This is a genomic window from Microbacterium sp. LWO14-1.2 (genome assembly GCF_038397715.1).
Classification (GTDB): Bacteria; Actinomycetota; Actinomycetes; order Actinomycetales; family Microbacteriaceae; genus Microbacterium.
The window spans coordinates 2072281-2087367 of the sequence record NZ_CP151633.1; the positions used below are offsets into that span (position 1 = coordinate 2072281).

Consider the following 15087-nt stretch of genomic DNA (forward strand, 5'->3'; position numbering starts at 1 on the left):
CGTGTGGCGCCCGCGACCCGACCCCGCCGCGTGCTGGGTAGCCTCGCATCATGAGCAACTTCGTGAGCGTCGCCGAACTGAACGAGCTGCAGGCCTCGGGGGCGCCGGTGCGCGTGATCGACGTGCGCTGGCGGCTCGATCGGCCGGACGGCCGCGCCGACTACCTGTCCGGGCACATCCCCGGAGCCGTGTACGTGCCCCTCGACGCAGAGCTCTCGTCGCACGGCGAACCGGCCGACGGACGGCATCCGCTCCCGACGACCGAGCAGCTGCAGGATGCCGCGCGCCGCTGGGGTGTACACGACGGAGACGTCGTGGTCGCGTACGACGACGCGAAGGGAGTCGCCGCCGCGCGCGCCTGGTGGCTGCTGCGTCAGGCGGGTGTCGACGTGCGCGTGCTCGAAGGCGGGATCCGCGGCTGGCGCGACGCCGGGCACGACGTGACCACCGACGATGTGACGCCGGAGGCGGGCGACGTCACGCTCGCGGCGATCGGGGTCTCGGCGATCACGATCGACGAGGCGGCCGCGCTGCCGGCATCCGGGGTCCTGCTCGATGTGCGCGCGGGCGAGCGCTACCGCGGGGAGGTCGAGCCGCTCGACCCGCAGGCCGGCCACATCCCCGGCGCGGTCAACCTGCCGACCGTGCTGCACTTCGACTCCGCCGGACGCATCCTCGACCACGACACCGTGCGGGCGACCTTCGCCGCCGTGGGAGTGACCCCCGGCACGGCCGTCGCCGCCTACTGCGGATCGGGCATCACGGCCGCGCACACCGCGCTCGTGCTCGATGAGGTCGGCATCGAGGCGAAGGTGTTCCCCGGTTCGTGGAGCCAGTGGTCGAACACACCGGGGCGTCCGGTCGCGGTGGGCGACCAGCCCGGCTGAATCGCGTCGCCCGCTGGCTAGCGTCCGTCGTCGTACGCCCAGCTGAGGCCGAGGGCACCGGGGCCGAAGCCGCGTCTGATCTGCGCCACCGCGGTGCGCCCGCCGATCTCCGTCGTGGTCGTGGTGGTGCCCTGCGGGTTGTCGACGCGCTCGGTCACGTGGTCGGGGATCGCGTCCGGGTGGAAGCGCGTCCACACCAGCAGCTCGCGGCACTTCATCGCCACGGCGTGGCCGGTCTCGCGCTGCGGAGGGTAGTCGGGCGGGTAGTCGACCGCCCACTCGACGATCGTCGTGTCGGGGGCGGCGAGCGGCGCATCGAGCTCGAAGAGCACGCCGTGCACCTCGCCGTTCGGGTGCGAGTACCGCGCAGCGATCCGTCCACCCGCGATGGCGGTGATGATCGGCGCCGGCGTCCGCTCGCCAGGGGTGAGCTCGAGGAACGGGATCGACGTGATGGTGCCGACCGTCGACTGCACGATGCTGCGGGTCTCGCAGTGCGCCACGTTGCCCGCCGCGTCGACGTCGGTGACGGAATGGGTGGTGAGCTCTCGCGCGGTGTCGGGGTACGCGGCGCCGAGAGCCGTGAACGCGTCGCGGACCGCGCGCTCGAGCTCCTGCTCGTTCATGGGGAACTGATTGGGACCGATGGGACCGGTACGGTTGGTCGTTCCGAGCCGCACGGTCAGCTCGCCGGGGGCGAGGTGCAGGAGCCGCTCGATCTCGGTGATCGCGGCGAGAGACTGCACGCCCTCCGGTCGGCGCCGACCGGAACGCCAGTAGCTGAGCGTCGCCATCGACACGCCGTTGCCGCGTGCGCGCAGCATCTCGTGGAGACGGGCCAGAGACAGACCGCGAGCGTTGATGGCATCGCGCAGAGCGCTGGAGAACTCGTCCGACGTACGCCGGATGCTTCTCTCGAAACTCATCACACCACCCCCACCGGTATGTGAACGACCGGCCCCTACAGTGAGCATACGACCACTCAGGCATCCCGAAGGGGACGAGGTGCCGTTTCTGGGGTCTACAGGGTTGTATCGAGGCAGGCAGGGTACCCGACCTTGCACTCGATCGGCTCGACGCGGTGCCGCCCCCGTCACTGCGTATCACGTGGGGCCTGACGATCGATCTGGGGAGATCCGTCAGGCCTCACGGACGCTCCCGGCCGTCCGCACCCCCTGCGCCCCGCGCGTAGACTGGGGGGAACCACCCGGAGGACTCTGGATCGTCATGTCTGCCCCTGCTCGCGCGTTCACCCCGCGCCACGTCCAACTGCTGCGCGCGCTCTTCGCCGCGGCGGCGGCCGTGATGATCACCTTCTCTCCCGACCACTCGGCGGCCGTCGGCCTCTCGGTCTTCAGCGGGCTCGTGCTCACATCCTCGCTCGTCATGCTGCTCGCGGTGTGGCTCGTGTTCCCGGTCGGACAGCGCTGGTCGTGGGTCGTGCTCGCCCTGCTCGGATTCGCCGCCGGAATGACCGCCGGAGTGCCGGCCTGGCGCACCGAGGACCTCTTCTTCGTCGTCGTGATCGCCTGGGCGCTGACGACCGGCGTCGTCGAACTCATCGTCGGCCTGCGCGCACGCCGCGCCGGTGAGACGACCGCGCGCGACTCGATCACGGTCGGCGCCTTCGGCATCCTCCTCGCCGTGCTGCTGCTGACCATCCCCGCCGGCTTCGTGCAGCCGTACGCCATCCAGGGCGCCGGCGAGTTCGAACTGACCGGCATCATCCTCGGCGTGGGCATGTTCGGCGGCTACGCGGCGGTCGTGGCCGTGTTCCTCGGCATCGCCGGGCTCACGCCGAAGCGCGTGGAGCCCGCCGCCGCGGCATCCGCCCCAGCCCCGGTCGAGCACGGAGGTGACCGATGAGCGAAGAGAAGCCCACCCGGCGCGACATCCTGCGACCCCTGCACCTGCTGGGCATCGCGCTCGCGTGCGGAGTGTTCGCCGCGATCGTCACGCTCGTGTCGACCGGTGCGTTCACCGCCCGCGTGAACACGGCGATCGCGAACGGCAGCTACGAGGGGCTCACGCCCATCGCGCTCGGCCTCGTCGTCGGCGGCGGCGCGTTCATCGTGACGCTGCTGTTCCTGGCGATGCTGATCCTCGTCGTCGATCCCGCCGACGTGACGAAGACCGTCGACCGCCCGGTGCTCTACGACGCCGAGCCCGACGCCGACTCCGACGGGCCGGCGACGCGCTCCGAGTCCTGACCGCTCGCTCCGCGATTTCCCACGTCTGCGGAATATCGGGGGTGCCGGGCGGCTTGTCCTCAGGGTGACAGCATCCATCGACCGCGCCTCCGTCGGACTCCGTTCGGAACGCGGGCCGGTGCTCGGCGCCCTCATGCTGTCGACCGGCCTCATCGCGATCGACGCGACCATCCTCGCCACCGCGGTGCCCAGCATCGTGCGCGACCTGGGCAGCTACGAGCAGTTCCCCTGGCTGTTCTCCGTCTACCTGCTCGCACAGGCGGTGAGCGTGCCGATCTACTCGCGCTTCGCCGACACCGTCGGACGCAAGCCGATCATCCTGCTCGGGATCGGGCTCTTCCTGCTCGGCTCGCTGCTGTCGGGCTTCGCGGGGAGCATGACCGCGCTCATCGTGTTCCGCATCGTGCAGGGGCTCGGCGCCGGTGCGGTCGCGCCCATGTCGATGACCATCGTCGGTGACATCTACACGGTCGCCGAACGCGCGAAGGTGCAGGGCTACATCGCCTCGGTGTGGGCGATCTCGTCCGTCGTCGGCCCCGCACTCGGCGGCATCTTCGCGCAGCTCGATGCCTGGCGCTGGATCTTCTGGATCAACATCCCGCTCTGCCTGATCGCGGCCTGGATGCTGCTGAGGCGGTATCACGAGCAGAAGCAGACGCAGCAGCATCGCATCGACTACGCGGGCGCCGCGCTGCTCACGGTCGGTCTCACCGGACTCATCCTCGGGATGCTGGAGGGCGGCAACGCCTGGGACTGGATCTCGTGGCCGAGCGCCGTGTGCTTCGGGCTCGGTGCTGCAGCGCTCGTGGTGTTCGCCTTCGTCGAGCGCCGCGCCGCCGAGCCGATCGTCGACCTGCGGCTGGCCGCCCGGCCGCTCATCCTCACCACCACGGTCGTGTCGCTCGGCATCGGGGCCCTCATGACCGGCGTCACGAGCTTCGCCCCCGCCTACCTCGAAGGGTCGATCGGCATCGCGCCGCTGCTGTCGGGCCTCGCGGTGGCGGCCCTCACCCTCGGCTGGCCGCTCGCCGCCGCGAACGCCGGACGCCTGTACCTGCGCATCGGCTTCCGGCGCACCGCCCTCACCGGGCTCGGGATCACCACGGTCGCCGCCGTCGCACTCGCCGTCGTCTCGCCCTGGCCGAACCCGTTCGCCATCGCCGGGGTGGCGTTCGTGCTCGGCTTCGGGCTCGGCTGGAGCGCCGCGCCCACCCTCATCGCCGCGCAGGCCTCGGTCGGGTGGGGCGAGCGCGGGGCGGTCACCGGCATGAACGCGTTCGCGCGATCAGCCGGCAGCGCGCTCGGCGTCGCGGTGTTCGGAGCCATCTCCAACGCGGTGATCGCGCGGGGAGCCGGGCCCGGCGACCCGGCGACGATCGTGAACGCCTCGTTCTGGGTGTTCATCGCTGCGGCGATCGTGGCGGTGCTGACTCTCGCCGCGGCGTTCTTCATGCCGCGCGACCCGGCCGGAGCGCAGTCGGGCTGATCCGCAGCCGGGGCCCGACGCCGGTGGGTCGCCCCCGCTCAGCCGGCGAGCTCGCGCAGCCGCACCACGATGCGGTCGAGCAGGTCGTCGACCGCATCCGCGTCGTAGCCGGGCGTGAAGCCGCGCGGAGACCCGAAGGACGTCGTCACGACGTCGCCCGCACTCAGACCCGTCGCGGTCGCGCGCGCCCGCTCCCACGCCTCCAGCGTCGAGCGGCACTCGTCGAGGAAGTGGTCGACGTCGTCGATGTCGTAGCGGGATCCGAGGCGTCGCACCGGAATGCGGGCGCCCGCGACCTCCGCCGCCGTGAGCCCGCCGCTCCCGGTCATCGTGCGAGCTGCTCGGCGATGCCGGTGTACGTCGCGGGCGTCAGCGCCAGGAGGCGCTGCTTCGCGGCATCCCCGATCTCGAGCGTCTCGACGAAAGCGGCGAGGTCCTCTGCCCCGACCCGGTGCCCGCGGGTGAGCTCCTTGAGCAGCGCGTACGGGTCCTGGATGGTGGAGCGGCCGGCGACGACCTCGGCGCGGATCACGGTCTGGATGGCCTCGGCGAGGACCTCCCAGTTGACGTCGAGGTCGGCGAGAAGCACGTCGCGCGACAGCGAGATCGCGTTGAGGCCGCGGCGCAGGTTGTCGAGCGCGAGCAGCGAGTGACCGAACGCGACGCCGATGTTGCGCTGCGTCGTCGAGTCGGTGAGGTCGCGCTGCAGCCGGCTCGTCACCAGCGTCTGGCCGAGCGATGCGAGCAGGGCGCCCGAGATCTCGAGGTTCGCCTCGGCGTTCTCGAAGCGGATCGGGTTGATCTTGTGCGGCATGGTCGACGAGCCGGTCGCACCGGCGACGGGGATCTGCGCGAAGTACCCGAGCGAGATGTACGTCCAGATGTCGGTCGCGAGATTGTGCAGGATGCCGCCGGCGTGCCGCACCCGGTCGTACAGCTCCACCTGCCAGTCGTGCGACTCGATCTGCGTGGTCAGCAGGTTGAACCCGAGACCCAGACCCTCGATGTACTCCCGCGCGATGGTCGGCCAGTCGGCATCCGGATCCGCAGCGAGGTGCGCCGACCAGGTGCCGGTCGCGCCCGAGAACTTGGCGAGGTAGTCGGACGCCGCGATCTGCGCGCGCACGCGCTCCAGCCGCCATGCGAAGACGGCGAGCTCCTTGCCCATGGTCGACGGCGTCGCGGGCTGGCCGTGCGTGCGCGACAGCATGGCGGCGTCGGCGTGCTCGGATGCGAGTTCGCGCAGCTTCGCGATCACGGTGTCGAGCGCGGGCAGCCAGACCTCCTCGACGGCGCGCTTGACGGTGAGCGCGTAGGAGGCGGAGTTGATGTCCTCGCTCGTGCAGGCGAAGTGCGTCAGCTCGGCGATGCGGTCGAGACCCAGCGTGCTCAGGCGATCGCGTACGAGGTACTCGATGGCCTTCACGTCGTGCTGGGTGACGGCCTCCTTCTCGGCGAGCCAGTCGATCTCGGCCTGACCGAAGTCGCGGTAGAGGGCGCGGAGGCGCTCCTTGTCGGCATCCGACAGCGGGCTCGTCTCGAACAGCGACCGGTCGGTGAGGGCGATCAGCCACTCGACCTCGACCTCGACCCGCGCGCGGTTGAGTCCGGCCTCGGAGAGGAAGTCGGCGAGCCCGGTGACGGCGCCGCGGTAGCGGCCGTCGAGAGGGCTGAGGGGCTGCGGGGGGAGCGAGGGCGTGAAAGTCAGGGGAGTCCTCCTGATCGGGCCCCGATCCCTCGGGGCGAGCGGGGCTGGCGAAGAGCCGGCTCGAGCTGGCGGAACAGCCCGCGGGTCGCCGTCTCGATCATACCGAGCACCGAATCGAACATCTCGGGGCCGGCGTAGTACGGGTCGGGCACATCGGGTGACGGCGCGGTCGGGTCGAAGGCGAGCAGCAGCGTGACCTTGCCCTCCTCGTCCTCGTCGCGCGCCCATTCGCGCAGCACCCGCTCGTGCGTGCGGTCGAGCGCGACGACGAGGTCGTTCTCGGCGAACGACGCGTACGTGAACTGCTTGGCCCGGTGCTGCGAGCCGTCGTAGTCGCGGCGGGCGAGGGCGTCGATCGTGCGATGGTCGGCGCGTTCGCCCACGTGCCAGTCGCCGGTGCCGGCGCTGCGCGACACGATGCGCGACCCGAGTCCCTGGCGTTCGGCGAGATCGCGGAAGACGATCTCGGCCATCGGGGAGCGGCAGATGTTCCCCGTACACACGAAGATCACGCGGAAGGGATCTTCAGATGTCACCGGTCCATTCTGCCCGTCGGGAGCTGATCGCGCGACGCCGGGATGCCGCGGCCACCTGTTCTGCACCGCGCAGCTCACCGGGAAGATGCTCACGGGCACCGGCCGCGGACGCCTGCGGTCGGCGCGGGCGTCGGCGGAGCGGCGGATGCTGGGTGCATGCTCTCGCTCGCCCCGGCCGACCCCCTGAACTCCGCTCCCTTGACCTCTGACGCGCTGTGGGCGCTGCTGCAGGCGCTCGCCTCTGTTCGCGTTGCGCAGGACGCGCTCGACGCTGCTGCCGGCGACGTGCTCGCGCTGTCGCTCGACGCCAGCTGGCGCTCGGACGGAGTGGCGGCGCTCCGGGAGCTGCTGGGCGAGCTCGCGACCAGGACGCGGGTCGCGGCGGCCGACGCAGGACTGCACGAGGCGAGGATCGCGAGCGTGAGCGCATGAGCGGGATCGACGTCGGCCATGGCGGGGCGATCTCGGTCGACCCCGACGAGCTGCGGCAGCTGGCGGGTCGGATGGATGCCGCAGCGCTCCGCCATGACGAGGCGGCTCGGGCGCTGCGCACCGCCTATCAGCGGATCGTCGACACCCCGGGGCTCAGCGCCCTCGTCGACACGGTCGCGCTCTGGGGTCTCTGCCAGCGGTCATCGGTGCTGCACGGGGAGTGCGTCGACGCGGCCGCGAGCACCCGACTCATGGCCGACACCTACGAGTACGTCGAGCTGCTGATCGAGGCTCGGGCACGGGGGTTCGGCGCGGTGGGAGATGAGGCGCGTGCCGGCATGCGGCGACTCGAGGAGTCAGATCCGCGGATCCCGGACCTGGCGCGCGGGCTGATCGAGCGGTGGGAGGACGAGCGCTTCGCGGGGCTGATCACGCAGGTGCCGCTCGGTGGACTCCTCGGTCCTGTCGGCATCGTTCCGGCACTCGTGGGCGCCGGGTCGAGGCTCGGCGTGATCCCCCGCGGATCCCGGCTGCGCGGCGTGGCGGAACCGGTGACGGTGACGCCTGTGAAGACCGCGACGCCGTCCGCCGCGCCCTCCGGGCTCGCGGGCGCGCTGAGCCGGATCCCCGAGAAGCGCGGAGCGCAGGTCGCTGTCGAGAAGTACTCGTTCGCCGGCGGCGCCGCGAAGTACGTGGTCTACGTGAAGGGGACCCAGACGTTCGCGCCCGGCGACATGGGCGGACCGGACCCGTGGGACATGAAGTCGAACTCGCAGCTGTACCTCGGTCAGACCTCCGCCTCGTACGAAGCGACGCTCGCCGCCGTCGAAGCGGCCGGTGCCCGGCCCGGCGACGAGGTACGGATCGTCGCGCATTCGCAGGGAGGCATGGTCGCATCGCACGTCGCGATGCAGAGCGAGTACGACGTGCCCCTCGTCGTGACCGCAGGGAGCCCGGTCGATCCGACCCTGGACGAGGATCAGACCCTCGTCGCGCTCGGCTACACCGACGATCCGGTGCGGGCGCTCGCGGGCGGCGGCTCGCCCGCGGGGACGGGCTCGCGGGACAGCGTCGTGGTCACCGCAGAGCACTCACCGGGTTTCGCGTGGGGCGACTTCGGCGAGCCGCACCTGCTCGCCGCGTACGTCGACCTGGCGGAGGATGCCGACGCCGCAGCCGATCCCCGCATCGAGAGCGTCGAACGGCTGTGGGACGACCTCGACGACGCCGCAGTCATCGAGCGCACCGAGTACCGCGCCGAACGAACGGCTCGGTGATGCAGACGCCGGCGCGGTCAGTCCCGGCGGGACTTGCGGCGCTGCGGGCGCAGGATGAAGTTGAACACGCCGTTGATCACCGAGATGATCAGCGCGGCGAGCACACCCCACCAGAACGAGCCGACCGTGAGGCCCCATCCGAAGCCGCTCGTGATCCAGGCGGTTAGCCACAGCAGGAAGCCGTTGATCACGAAGCCGATCAGCCCGAACGTGATGATGTACAGCGGGAAGGCGACGATCTTGACGACGGTGCCGATGATGGTGTTCACCAGCGCGAAGATCGCGGCGACGGCCAGCAGGGTCAGCACGAGCTGCAGCGTCTCGCCCGGAGGGAACGCCGTGATCGTGACCTGCAGCACGGGGATCAGCGTGACGACCCACAGGGCGAACGCGTTGACGACGACTCGGATGATGAAGCGCATGGTCAGGCCAGTCTCGCACGAGGGTGCGCGGATGTCAGGAGGCGTGGGTCAGGCAAAGCGGTGCTCACCGGGATCGGACGTGCGCGGCAACGATCGCCGCAATCTGCTCCAGGTCGATCCGGCTCTGCGCGACGTCGAGCACGAAGTCGAAGGCTTCGTCGTTCGTGAAGGTCAGGTCGAACCCGTTCATGCGGATGAAGATGAAGGTCAGGACGAGGGGGATTCGCTTGTTTCCGTCGAACAGCGAATGGTTCTGGGCCAGCGAACTGATCAGCGCCGCCGCCTTGCCCTCGAACGTCGGATATGCGTCCGTGCCGAACATCCCGGCTGAGGGCCGCGCCAACGCCGAGAAGAGCAGGCCCTCGTCGCGGACGTGCAGACCGAGCTTCGCAATGACCGCGAGAGCCTGCTCGGGCTCTATGTACTCCGTCACCGTCTATGCGTCTTCGAGTCGTCGGATGGTGTCGGCATACCGATCCGTGATCTCGTCGGTCAGCGACAACACGCGATCCGTCTTCGACTCGCTGTTGGCGAAGCGCGTCGCGGCCTCGATGAGCACCGCGTGCTTCGAGGTGTGCCGAGCGCGAGCGATAGCCTCGAGCTGCGCGTCGAGTTCTTCCGGAAGTCGCACCGTCATAGCCATACCAGAATGGTACTGCCGCCTTCTCCTGGCCGCCACGGGCCTATGGATCCTAGAGTGGTGCTGTGACCGACCCGATCCTCCCGCGCATCCGCCCCGCCATCGCCGCCCTCGCGCCGTACCGGCAGGGCAAGCAGGCCGGGCCCGATGCGTTCAAGCTCTCGAGCAACGAGAACCCCTTCGAGCCGCTCCCGTCGGTCGTCGAGGCTCTGCAGCACACGACGCCGATCAACCGCTACCCCGATGCGACCGCTGGCCGCCTCCGCGAGCGCCTGGGAGCCCGGTACGGAGTCGAGCCCGACCAGGTGCACGTCGCGGCGGGCAGCGTGTCGATCCTGCACCAGCTGATCCTCGCCACGGCCTCCGTCGGCGACGAGGTCGTCTACGCCTGGCGGTCGTTCGAGGCGTACCCGAGTCTGCCGCTCGTCGCGGGCGCGACCGGCGTGCAGGTTCCGCTCACGGCCGACTCCCGCCACGATCTCGATGCGATGGCGGATGCCGTCACCGACCGCACCCGCGCGGTGATCCTGTGCACGCCCAACAACCCCACCGGTCCGATCATCACGCGCGCCGAGTTCACCCGCTTCCTCGAGCGGGTGCCGTCCGACGTGCTCGTGATCCTCGATGAGGCGTACGCCGAGTTCGTCACCGACGAGGACGCGATCGACGGTCTCGCCGAGCGCGTGTTCGAGCAGCATCCGAACGTCGTCGTGCTGCGCACGTTCTCCAAGGCCTACGGCCTCGCCGGCCTGCGGGTCGGCTACGCGATCGGCAACGAGAAGGTCCTCGACGCGGCGCGCACCACCGGCATCCCTCTGTCCGTCACCTCCGCCGCGGAGAACGCCGCGATCGCGAGCCTGGACGCCGAGTCCGAGCTGCGGGAGCGCGTCGCCGTGCTCGTCGAACGCCGCACCCGGCTCATCGACGGTCTGCGGGCGCAGGGGTGGGACGTCCCGACCTCCCAGGCCAACTTCGTCTGGCTCCCAACGGGCGCGGAGACGGATGCCGCGGCTGCCGCGTTCGCCGAGAACGACCTCGTCGTCCGTCCGTTCTCGGGAGACGGCATCCGCATCTCGGTGGGCGAGGAGGCGTCGGTCGACCGCGTGCTGGCCGTCGCCGCCATCCTGCGCTGACCGGCCGTTTCTTCGGATTCCCGGCAGTTACGAGGGCGTCCTAGGTATACGTGACCTGGCATGCGGCCGCGGGTAGCGTGGAGCGCGTGAGTACCCCCGAGACCCCCCTCGTGCGTGTCCTTGACGCCGACGGCAGCTTCGCCCCGAGCCCCGCAGCCGAGCAGTATCTGCCTCTGATCGAGGCGATCAGCGACGCCGAGCTCGAGCAGTTCTACCGAGACATGGTCGCCATCAGGGCGATCGACACCCAGGCGACCAACCTGCAGCGGCAGGGGCAGCTCGCCCTGTGGCCGCCGAGCCGCGGGCAGGAGGCGGCGCAGGTCGGCTCCGGTCGGGCGGCCCGCGCGCAGGACACGATCTTCCCCTCGTACCGCGAGCACGTCGTCGCCCGCATTCGGGGTGTCGACCCCGTCGACATCATCAAGCTCATGCGCGGGGTGTCGCACGGCGGATGGGACCCGACCGACCCGAAGAACGGCAACACCCGGCTCTACACGCTGGTGCTCGGCTCGCAGACCCTGCACGCCGCCGGCTTCGCGATGGGCCTCTCGTTCGACGGACGCACCGGCACCGGCGACCCTGAGCGCGATGAGGCGGTGATCGTCTACTACGGCGACGGTGCCTCCAGCCAGGGCGACGTCCACGAGGCCATGGTCTTTGCCGCGAGCTATCAGGCCCCGGCGGTGTTCTTCCTGCAGAACAACCACTGGGCGATCTCCGTGCCCGTCACGACCCAGTCGCGGGTGCCGCTCGTCGAGCGGAGCGCAGGCTACGGCATCCCGAGCGTCCGGGTCGACGGCAACGACGTGCTCGCCAGCTACGCCGTCTCGCGCGTCGCACTCGACGAGGCGCGCGCCGGCGGCGGACCCCGCGCCATCGAGGCCGTCACCTACCGCCTCGGCGCGCACACCACCAGCGACGACCCCACGAAGTACCGCGGGTCTGACGAGGAGGAGTCGTGGGCGCTCCGCGACCCCATCGTGCGCATGCGCGCGTTCCTCGAGAACCGCGGCGCCTCGGCGCAGTTCTTCGCCGACACGGATGCCGAGGCGGCCGACGCCGCGGAGGATCTGCGTGCTCGCACGGTCGAGCTCGGTCCGCCCAGCGCCGACAAGATGTTCGACCACGTGTACAGCGACCCGCATCCGCTCATCGCCGAGCAGAAGGCGTGGCGCGCCCGCTACGAGGCGTCGTTCGAGGGAGGCCAGGCATGACTCGGGACGCGCACCTTCTGCGGCCATCCGCACCTTCTGCGGCCTCCACCCTCGGCCAGGGCCGCAGAAATTGCTCATGGCCGCAGAACTTCACGACGTCGAGGATGGTGCAGGCATGACTCTCGAGACGATGCCGTTCAGTAAGGCGTTGAACGCCGGTCTGCGCAAGGCGATGGAGGACGACGCGAAGGTCCTGCTCATGGGCGAGGACATCGGCAAGCTCGGCGGGGTCTTCCGCGTGACCGAGCATCTGCAGCGCGACTTCGGCGACCGCCGGGTGCTCGACACCCCGCTCGCCGAGTCGGGGATCGTCGGCACGGCCATCGGTCTGGCCATGACCGGCTTCCGCCCGGTGATCGAGATCCAGTTCGACGGTTTCGTGTTCCCGGCGTTCGACCAGATCACGACGCAGCTCGCCAAGCTCACCAACCGGCACGAGGGCTCGCTGAGCCTGCCGATCGTGATCCGCATCCCGTACGGCGGCCACATCGGCGCGGTCGAGCATCACCAGGAGAGCCCCGAGGCGTACTTCACGCACACTCCCGGTCTGCGGGTGGTGTCGCCGTCGACGCCGAACGACGCGTACTGGATGATCCAGGAGGCCATCGCGTCGAACGACCCGGTGATCTTCATGGAGCCGAAGAGCCGCTACTGGCCCAAGGGCGAGGTCGAACTGGATGCCTCCGCCGCGCCGCTGCACGCCTCGCGCGTGGTGCGCACCGGAACCGACGTCACACTCGTCGGGCACGGCGCGATGGTCACCACGCTGCTGCAGGCGGCGGCGCTCGCCGAGTCGGAGGGCACGAGCTGCGAGGTCGTCGACGTGCGGTCGCTGTCTCCGATCGACTACGAGCCCATCCTCGGGTCGGTGCGCAAGACCGGGCGCATGGTCTACGCGCAGGAGGCGCAGGGCTTCACGAGCCTCGGCTCCGAGGTGGCGGCGACCGTCATGGAGCGCGCGTTCTACGCGCTCGAAGCCCCGGTGCTCCGGGTGTCGGGGTACGACACCCCCTTCCCGCCCGCGAAGCTCGAGGGCGCATACCTGCCGGATGCCGACCGCATCCTCGAGGCCGTCGACCGGTCCCTGGCCTACTGATGCGTGCCGCAGTCGCCTTCCCCCGGGTCATTGAGCGAGGAGCGCAGCGACGAGACGAAATGCCTCACCGCGTTTCGTCTCGCTCCGCTCGCTCAACGACCGCGAACGAGTAAGGATCAATCATGAGCACGCAGAACTTCAACCTCCCGGACGTGGGCGAGGGCCTGACCGAGGCCGAGATCGTCGCGTGGAAGGTCGCCCCGGGTGACACCGTCGCGATCAACGACGTGATCTGCGAGATCGAGACGGCCAAGTCGCTCGTCGAGCTGCCGTCGCCGCACGCGGGGGTCGTCGGTGAGCTACTGGCGGCCGAGGGCACGACGGTCGAGGTCGGATCGCCGATCATCACCTTCGTGACGGATGCTCGCGACGACGCCGGACCCGGTGTGATCGCGACGGCCGAGGCGCCCGCTCCCGAGGAGGGCTGCGGATCCGTGCTCGTCGGCTACGGCTCCGGCGGTGGCGCGACCTCGCGGCGCAAGCGCCCCGCGGAGCGCCCCGTGCGCTCGTCGGTGGGTGTGATCGCGAAGCCGCCGATCCGCAAGCTCGCCCGCGATCTCGGTGTCGACCTGACGACCGTCGCCCCGAGCGGCGCCGACGGCGAGGTCACCCGCGACGACGTCGTGAAGCACGCCGAGCAGGCGAGCGTCTTCCGCAACATCCAGACGCCGGAGTGGGGCGATGTGCGCGAGGAGACCGTGCCGGCGCCGCAGTCCGCCCCGGCCGGGCTGGCCCGCGGATTGGCGCCGGCTCCGGCATCCGACGATCGCACCGAGTCCATCCCGGTGAAGGGCGTGCGCAAGGCGACGTCGTCGGCGATGGTGCAGAGCGCGTATTCGGCGCCGCACGTCACCGTGTGGAAGGAGATCGACGCCTCCCGCACGATGGAGCTCGTCAAGCGTCTGAAGGCGTCGCCCGACTACGCCGACATCCGTGTCTCGCCGCTGCTGATCATGGCTCGCGCGGTCATCTGGGCTGCTCGCCGCACTCCCCTCGTGAACGCCGCGTGGATCGACACCGAGGACGGCGCCGAGATCGCCGTGCGCCACTACGTGAACCTCGGCATCGCCGCGGCCACTCCGCGTGGTCTGCTCGTGCCGAACATCAAGGACGCGCAGGACCTCAGCATGAAGGATCTCGCACGGGCACTGAACCGGCTGACGCTCACGGCCCGCGAGGGCAAGACGCCGGTCGCCGACCAGCAGCACGGCACCATCACCATCACCAACATCGGCGTGTTCGGGATGGATGCCGGGACGCCGATCATCAACCCCGGCGAGTCGGGGATCGTGGCGATGGGCACCATCAGCCAGAAGCCGTGGGTCGTCGACGGCGAGGTGCGTCCGCGCTGGGTCACGACGGTCGCGGGATCCTTCGACCACCGGGTCATCGACGGCGACGGCATGAGCCGCTTCATCGCCGACGTCGCGAGCGTGCTGGAGGAGCCGGCGCTGCTCGTCGAGTGAGTGCCTCGGTAGCTGGGGCCAGCACGGACGTGACCCCGGCATCCGCGTCCCAGTGCCGCACGACGCCGGCCCGTCCGTGAATGTCCTCGCCGAGGCGCTCGAGCGCGGCGGGCAGGTCGGCGACGCGGATGCGACGGGCGAGGGCGACGTGCGGCATCCACTCTCCCGGCGCGGTGTGCGGCGCGTCGTCGCCGGGACCGGCGGCGGACAGCACCGCGTCCCGGAGCGCGAGCAGCTCCGCGGTCGGCACGACGCTGCGCGCCAGAACCCGTCGCTCCCCGGTCCCGAAGAGCAGCGGAGCCCCGAGCGTGATCGGGAAACCCGTCATCGCGGCGAAGACCTCCGGAGCGACCGGCGCGAGACCCACGCGCGCGACCAGGGTGATGTGCGGACGGTTGCTCGGCGCCGTGTGCGCCGCGAGACTCGACACCCCGAGGTCGGCGAGTGCCTGCCACTCGACGCGCACGGCGGACTCGGTCTCGGGGTCGAGCAGCAGCTCGATCGCTGAGGGGGAGCGCCGCGGCTCGGAATCCTGCACGGTGCGATTATCCCGTGACGGTGACGATGCCTCTAGCCTCGT

At 70.5% G+C, this 15087-nt stretch carries 18 protein-coding genes; 10 read left to right on the top strand and 8 right to left on the bottom strand.

The genetic code is table 11. The features are described from left to right. The first annotated feature begins 50 nt into the window (after positions 1 to 50). Entirely contained in the window at positions 51 to 887 is an 837-nt protein-coding gene (locus MRBLWO14_RS09960) for a sulfurtransferase (protein WP_341933001.1), read from the top strand. A gap of 17 nt (positions 888 to 904) precedes the next feature. Here MRBLWO14_RS09960 and MRBLWO14_RS09965 read toward each other — a convergent pair whose 3' ends face one another. Next, positions 905 to 1813, bottom strand: coding sequence for a helix-turn-helix transcriptional regulator (locus MRBLWO14_RS09965; RefSeq protein WP_341933002.1), 909 nt, complete (start codon positions 1811 to 1813; stop codon positions 905 to 907). Between the two features lie 301 nt (positions 1814 to 2114). Here MRBLWO14_RS09965 and MRBLWO14_RS09970 point away from each other — a divergent pair, with 301 nt between their 5' ends. From MRBLWO14_RS09970 to MRBLWO14_RS09980, 3 genes are all read left to right on the top strand, one after another. After that, positions 2115 to 2753, top strand: a complete 639-nt coding sequence (locus MRBLWO14_RS09970; protein WP_341933003.1) for an acyl-CoA synthetase — start codon at positions 2115 to 2117, stop codon at positions 2751 to 2753. Beyond that, positions 2750 to 3097 (top strand): hypothetical protein, encoded by a 348-nt coding sequence (locus MRBLWO14_RS09975; protein WP_341933004.1) that lies wholly within the window; start codon positions 2750 to 2752, stop codon positions 3095 to 3097. The genes MRBLWO14_RS09970 and MRBLWO14_RS09975 overlap by 4 nt, the downstream gene beginning before the upstream one ends. Positions 3098 to 3161: 64 nt before the next feature. Beyond that, positions 3162 to 4583, top strand: coding sequence for an MFS transporter (locus tag MRBLWO14_RS09980; RefSeq protein ID WP_341933005.1), 1422 nt, complete (start codon positions 3162 to 3164; stop codon positions 4581 to 4583). Between the two features lie 38 nt (positions 4584 to 4621). Here MRBLWO14_RS09980 and MRBLWO14_RS09985 read toward each other — a convergent pair whose 3' ends face one another. From MRBLWO14_RS09985 to MRBLWO14_RS09995, 3 genes are read right to left on the bottom strand one after another with little or no spacing between them, the layout of a single operon-like run. Beyond that, positions 4622 to 4912 (bottom strand): DivIVA domain-containing protein, encoded by a 291-nt coding sequence (locus MRBLWO14_RS09985; RefSeq protein WP_341933006.1) that lies wholly within the window; start codon positions 4910 to 4912, stop codon positions 4622 to 4624. Continuing rightward, complete coding sequence (gene purB, locus MRBLWO14_RS09990) at positions 4909 to 6291, bottom strand: adenylosuccinate lyase (RefSeq protein ID WP_341936187.1); 1383 nt, start codon at positions 6289 to 6291, stop codon at positions 4909 to 4911. The genes MRBLWO14_RS09985 and purB overlap by 4 nt, the downstream gene beginning before the upstream one ends. Then, the gene (locus MRBLWO14_RS09995) at positions 6288 to 6827 is read right to left on the bottom strand and encodes a low molecular weight protein-tyrosine-phosphatase (RefSeq protein ID WP_341933007.1); all 540 of its coding nucleotides are present in this window, start codon (positions 6825 to 6827) and stop codon (positions 6288 to 6290) included. Before MRBLWO14_RS09995 ends, purB begins: the two co-directional genes overlap by 4 nt. Positions 6828 to 6983: 156 nt before the next feature. Here MRBLWO14_RS09995 and MRBLWO14_RS10000 point away from each other — a divergent pair, with 156 nt between their 5' ends. Then, complete coding sequence (locus MRBLWO14_RS10000; RefSeq protein ID WP_341933008.1) at positions 6984 to 7259, top strand: hypothetical protein; 276 nt, start codon at positions 6984 to 6986, stop codon at positions 7257 to 7259. Next, complete coding sequence (locus tag MRBLWO14_RS10005) at positions 7256 to 8536, top strand: hypothetical protein (RefSeq protein ID WP_341933009.1); 1281 nt, start codon at positions 7256 to 7258, stop codon at positions 8534 to 8536. Before MRBLWO14_RS10000 ends, MRBLWO14_RS10005 begins: the two co-directional genes overlap by 4 nt. Positions 8537 to 8553: 17 nt before the next feature. Here MRBLWO14_RS10005 and MRBLWO14_RS10010 read toward each other — a convergent pair whose 3' ends face one another. The 3 genes from MRBLWO14_RS10010 to MRBLWO14_RS10020 form a co-directional block, all read right to left on the bottom strand. After that, positions 8554 to 8958: a phage holin family protein gene (locus MRBLWO14_RS10010; RefSeq protein WP_341933010.1), complete on the bottom strand. Its 405-nt coding sequence runs from the start codon at positions 8956 to 8958 to the stop codon at positions 8554 to 8556. 64 nt (positions 8959 to 9022) lie between these two features. Then, complete coding sequence (locus tag MRBLWO14_RS10015) at positions 9023 to 9391, bottom strand: type II toxin-antitoxin system death-on-curing family toxin (protein ID WP_341933011.1); 369 nt, start codon at positions 9389 to 9391, stop codon at positions 9023 to 9025. A 3-nt stretch (positions 9392 to 9394) separates the two neighbouring features. Next, positions 9395 to 9601, bottom strand: coding sequence for a ribbon-helix-helix protein, CopG family (locus MRBLWO14_RS10020; protein WP_341933012.1), 207 nt, complete (start codon positions 9599 to 9601; stop codon positions 9395 to 9397). A gap of 62 nt (positions 9602 to 9663) precedes the next feature. Here MRBLWO14_RS10020 and MRBLWO14_RS10025 point away from each other — a divergent pair, with 62 nt between their 5' ends. The 4 genes from MRBLWO14_RS10025 to MRBLWO14_RS10040 all read left to right on the top strand — a co-directional run bounded on the left by MRBLWO14_RS10025 (position 9664) and on the right by MRBLWO14_RS10040 (position 14507). Continuing rightward, positions 9664 to 10731, top strand: a complete 1068-nt coding sequence (locus tag MRBLWO14_RS10025) for a histidinol-phosphate transaminase (RefSeq protein WP_341933013.1) — start codon at positions 9664 to 9666, stop codon at positions 10729 to 10731. Between the two features lie 86 nt (positions 10732 to 10817). Beyond that, a complete protein-coding gene (locus tag MRBLWO14_RS10030) occupies positions 10818 to 11945 on the top strand; it encodes a thiamine pyrophosphate-dependent dehydrogenase E1 component subunit alpha (protein WP_341933014.1) in 1128 nt (375 codons plus the stop codon). Between the two features lie 115 nt (positions 11946 to 12060). Further along, a complete protein-coding gene (locus MRBLWO14_RS10035; RefSeq protein WP_341933015.1) occupies positions 12061 to 13041 on the top strand; it encodes an alpha-ketoacid dehydrogenase subunit beta in 981 nt (326 codons plus the stop codon). 122 nt (positions 13042 to 13163) lie between these two features. Continuing rightward, positions 13164 to 14507 carry a dihydrolipoamide acetyltransferase family protein gene (locus tag MRBLWO14_RS10040; protein ID WP_341933016.1) on the top strand — a complete coding sequence of 448 codons (1344 nt, stop codon included), beginning with the start codon at positions 13164 to 13166 and terminating at the stop codon, positions 14505 to 14507. Here MRBLWO14_RS10040 and MRBLWO14_RS10045 read toward each other — a convergent pair. Continuing rightward, the gene (locus MRBLWO14_RS10045; RefSeq protein ID WP_341933017.1) at positions 14455 to 15045 is read right to left on the bottom strand and encodes a 2'-5' RNA ligase family protein; all 591 of its coding nucleotides are present in this window, start codon (positions 15043 to 15045) and stop codon (positions 14455 to 14457) included. The genes MRBLWO14_RS10040 and MRBLWO14_RS10045 overlap by 53 nt on opposite strands. Positions 15046 to 15087: the final 42 nt, after the last annotated feature.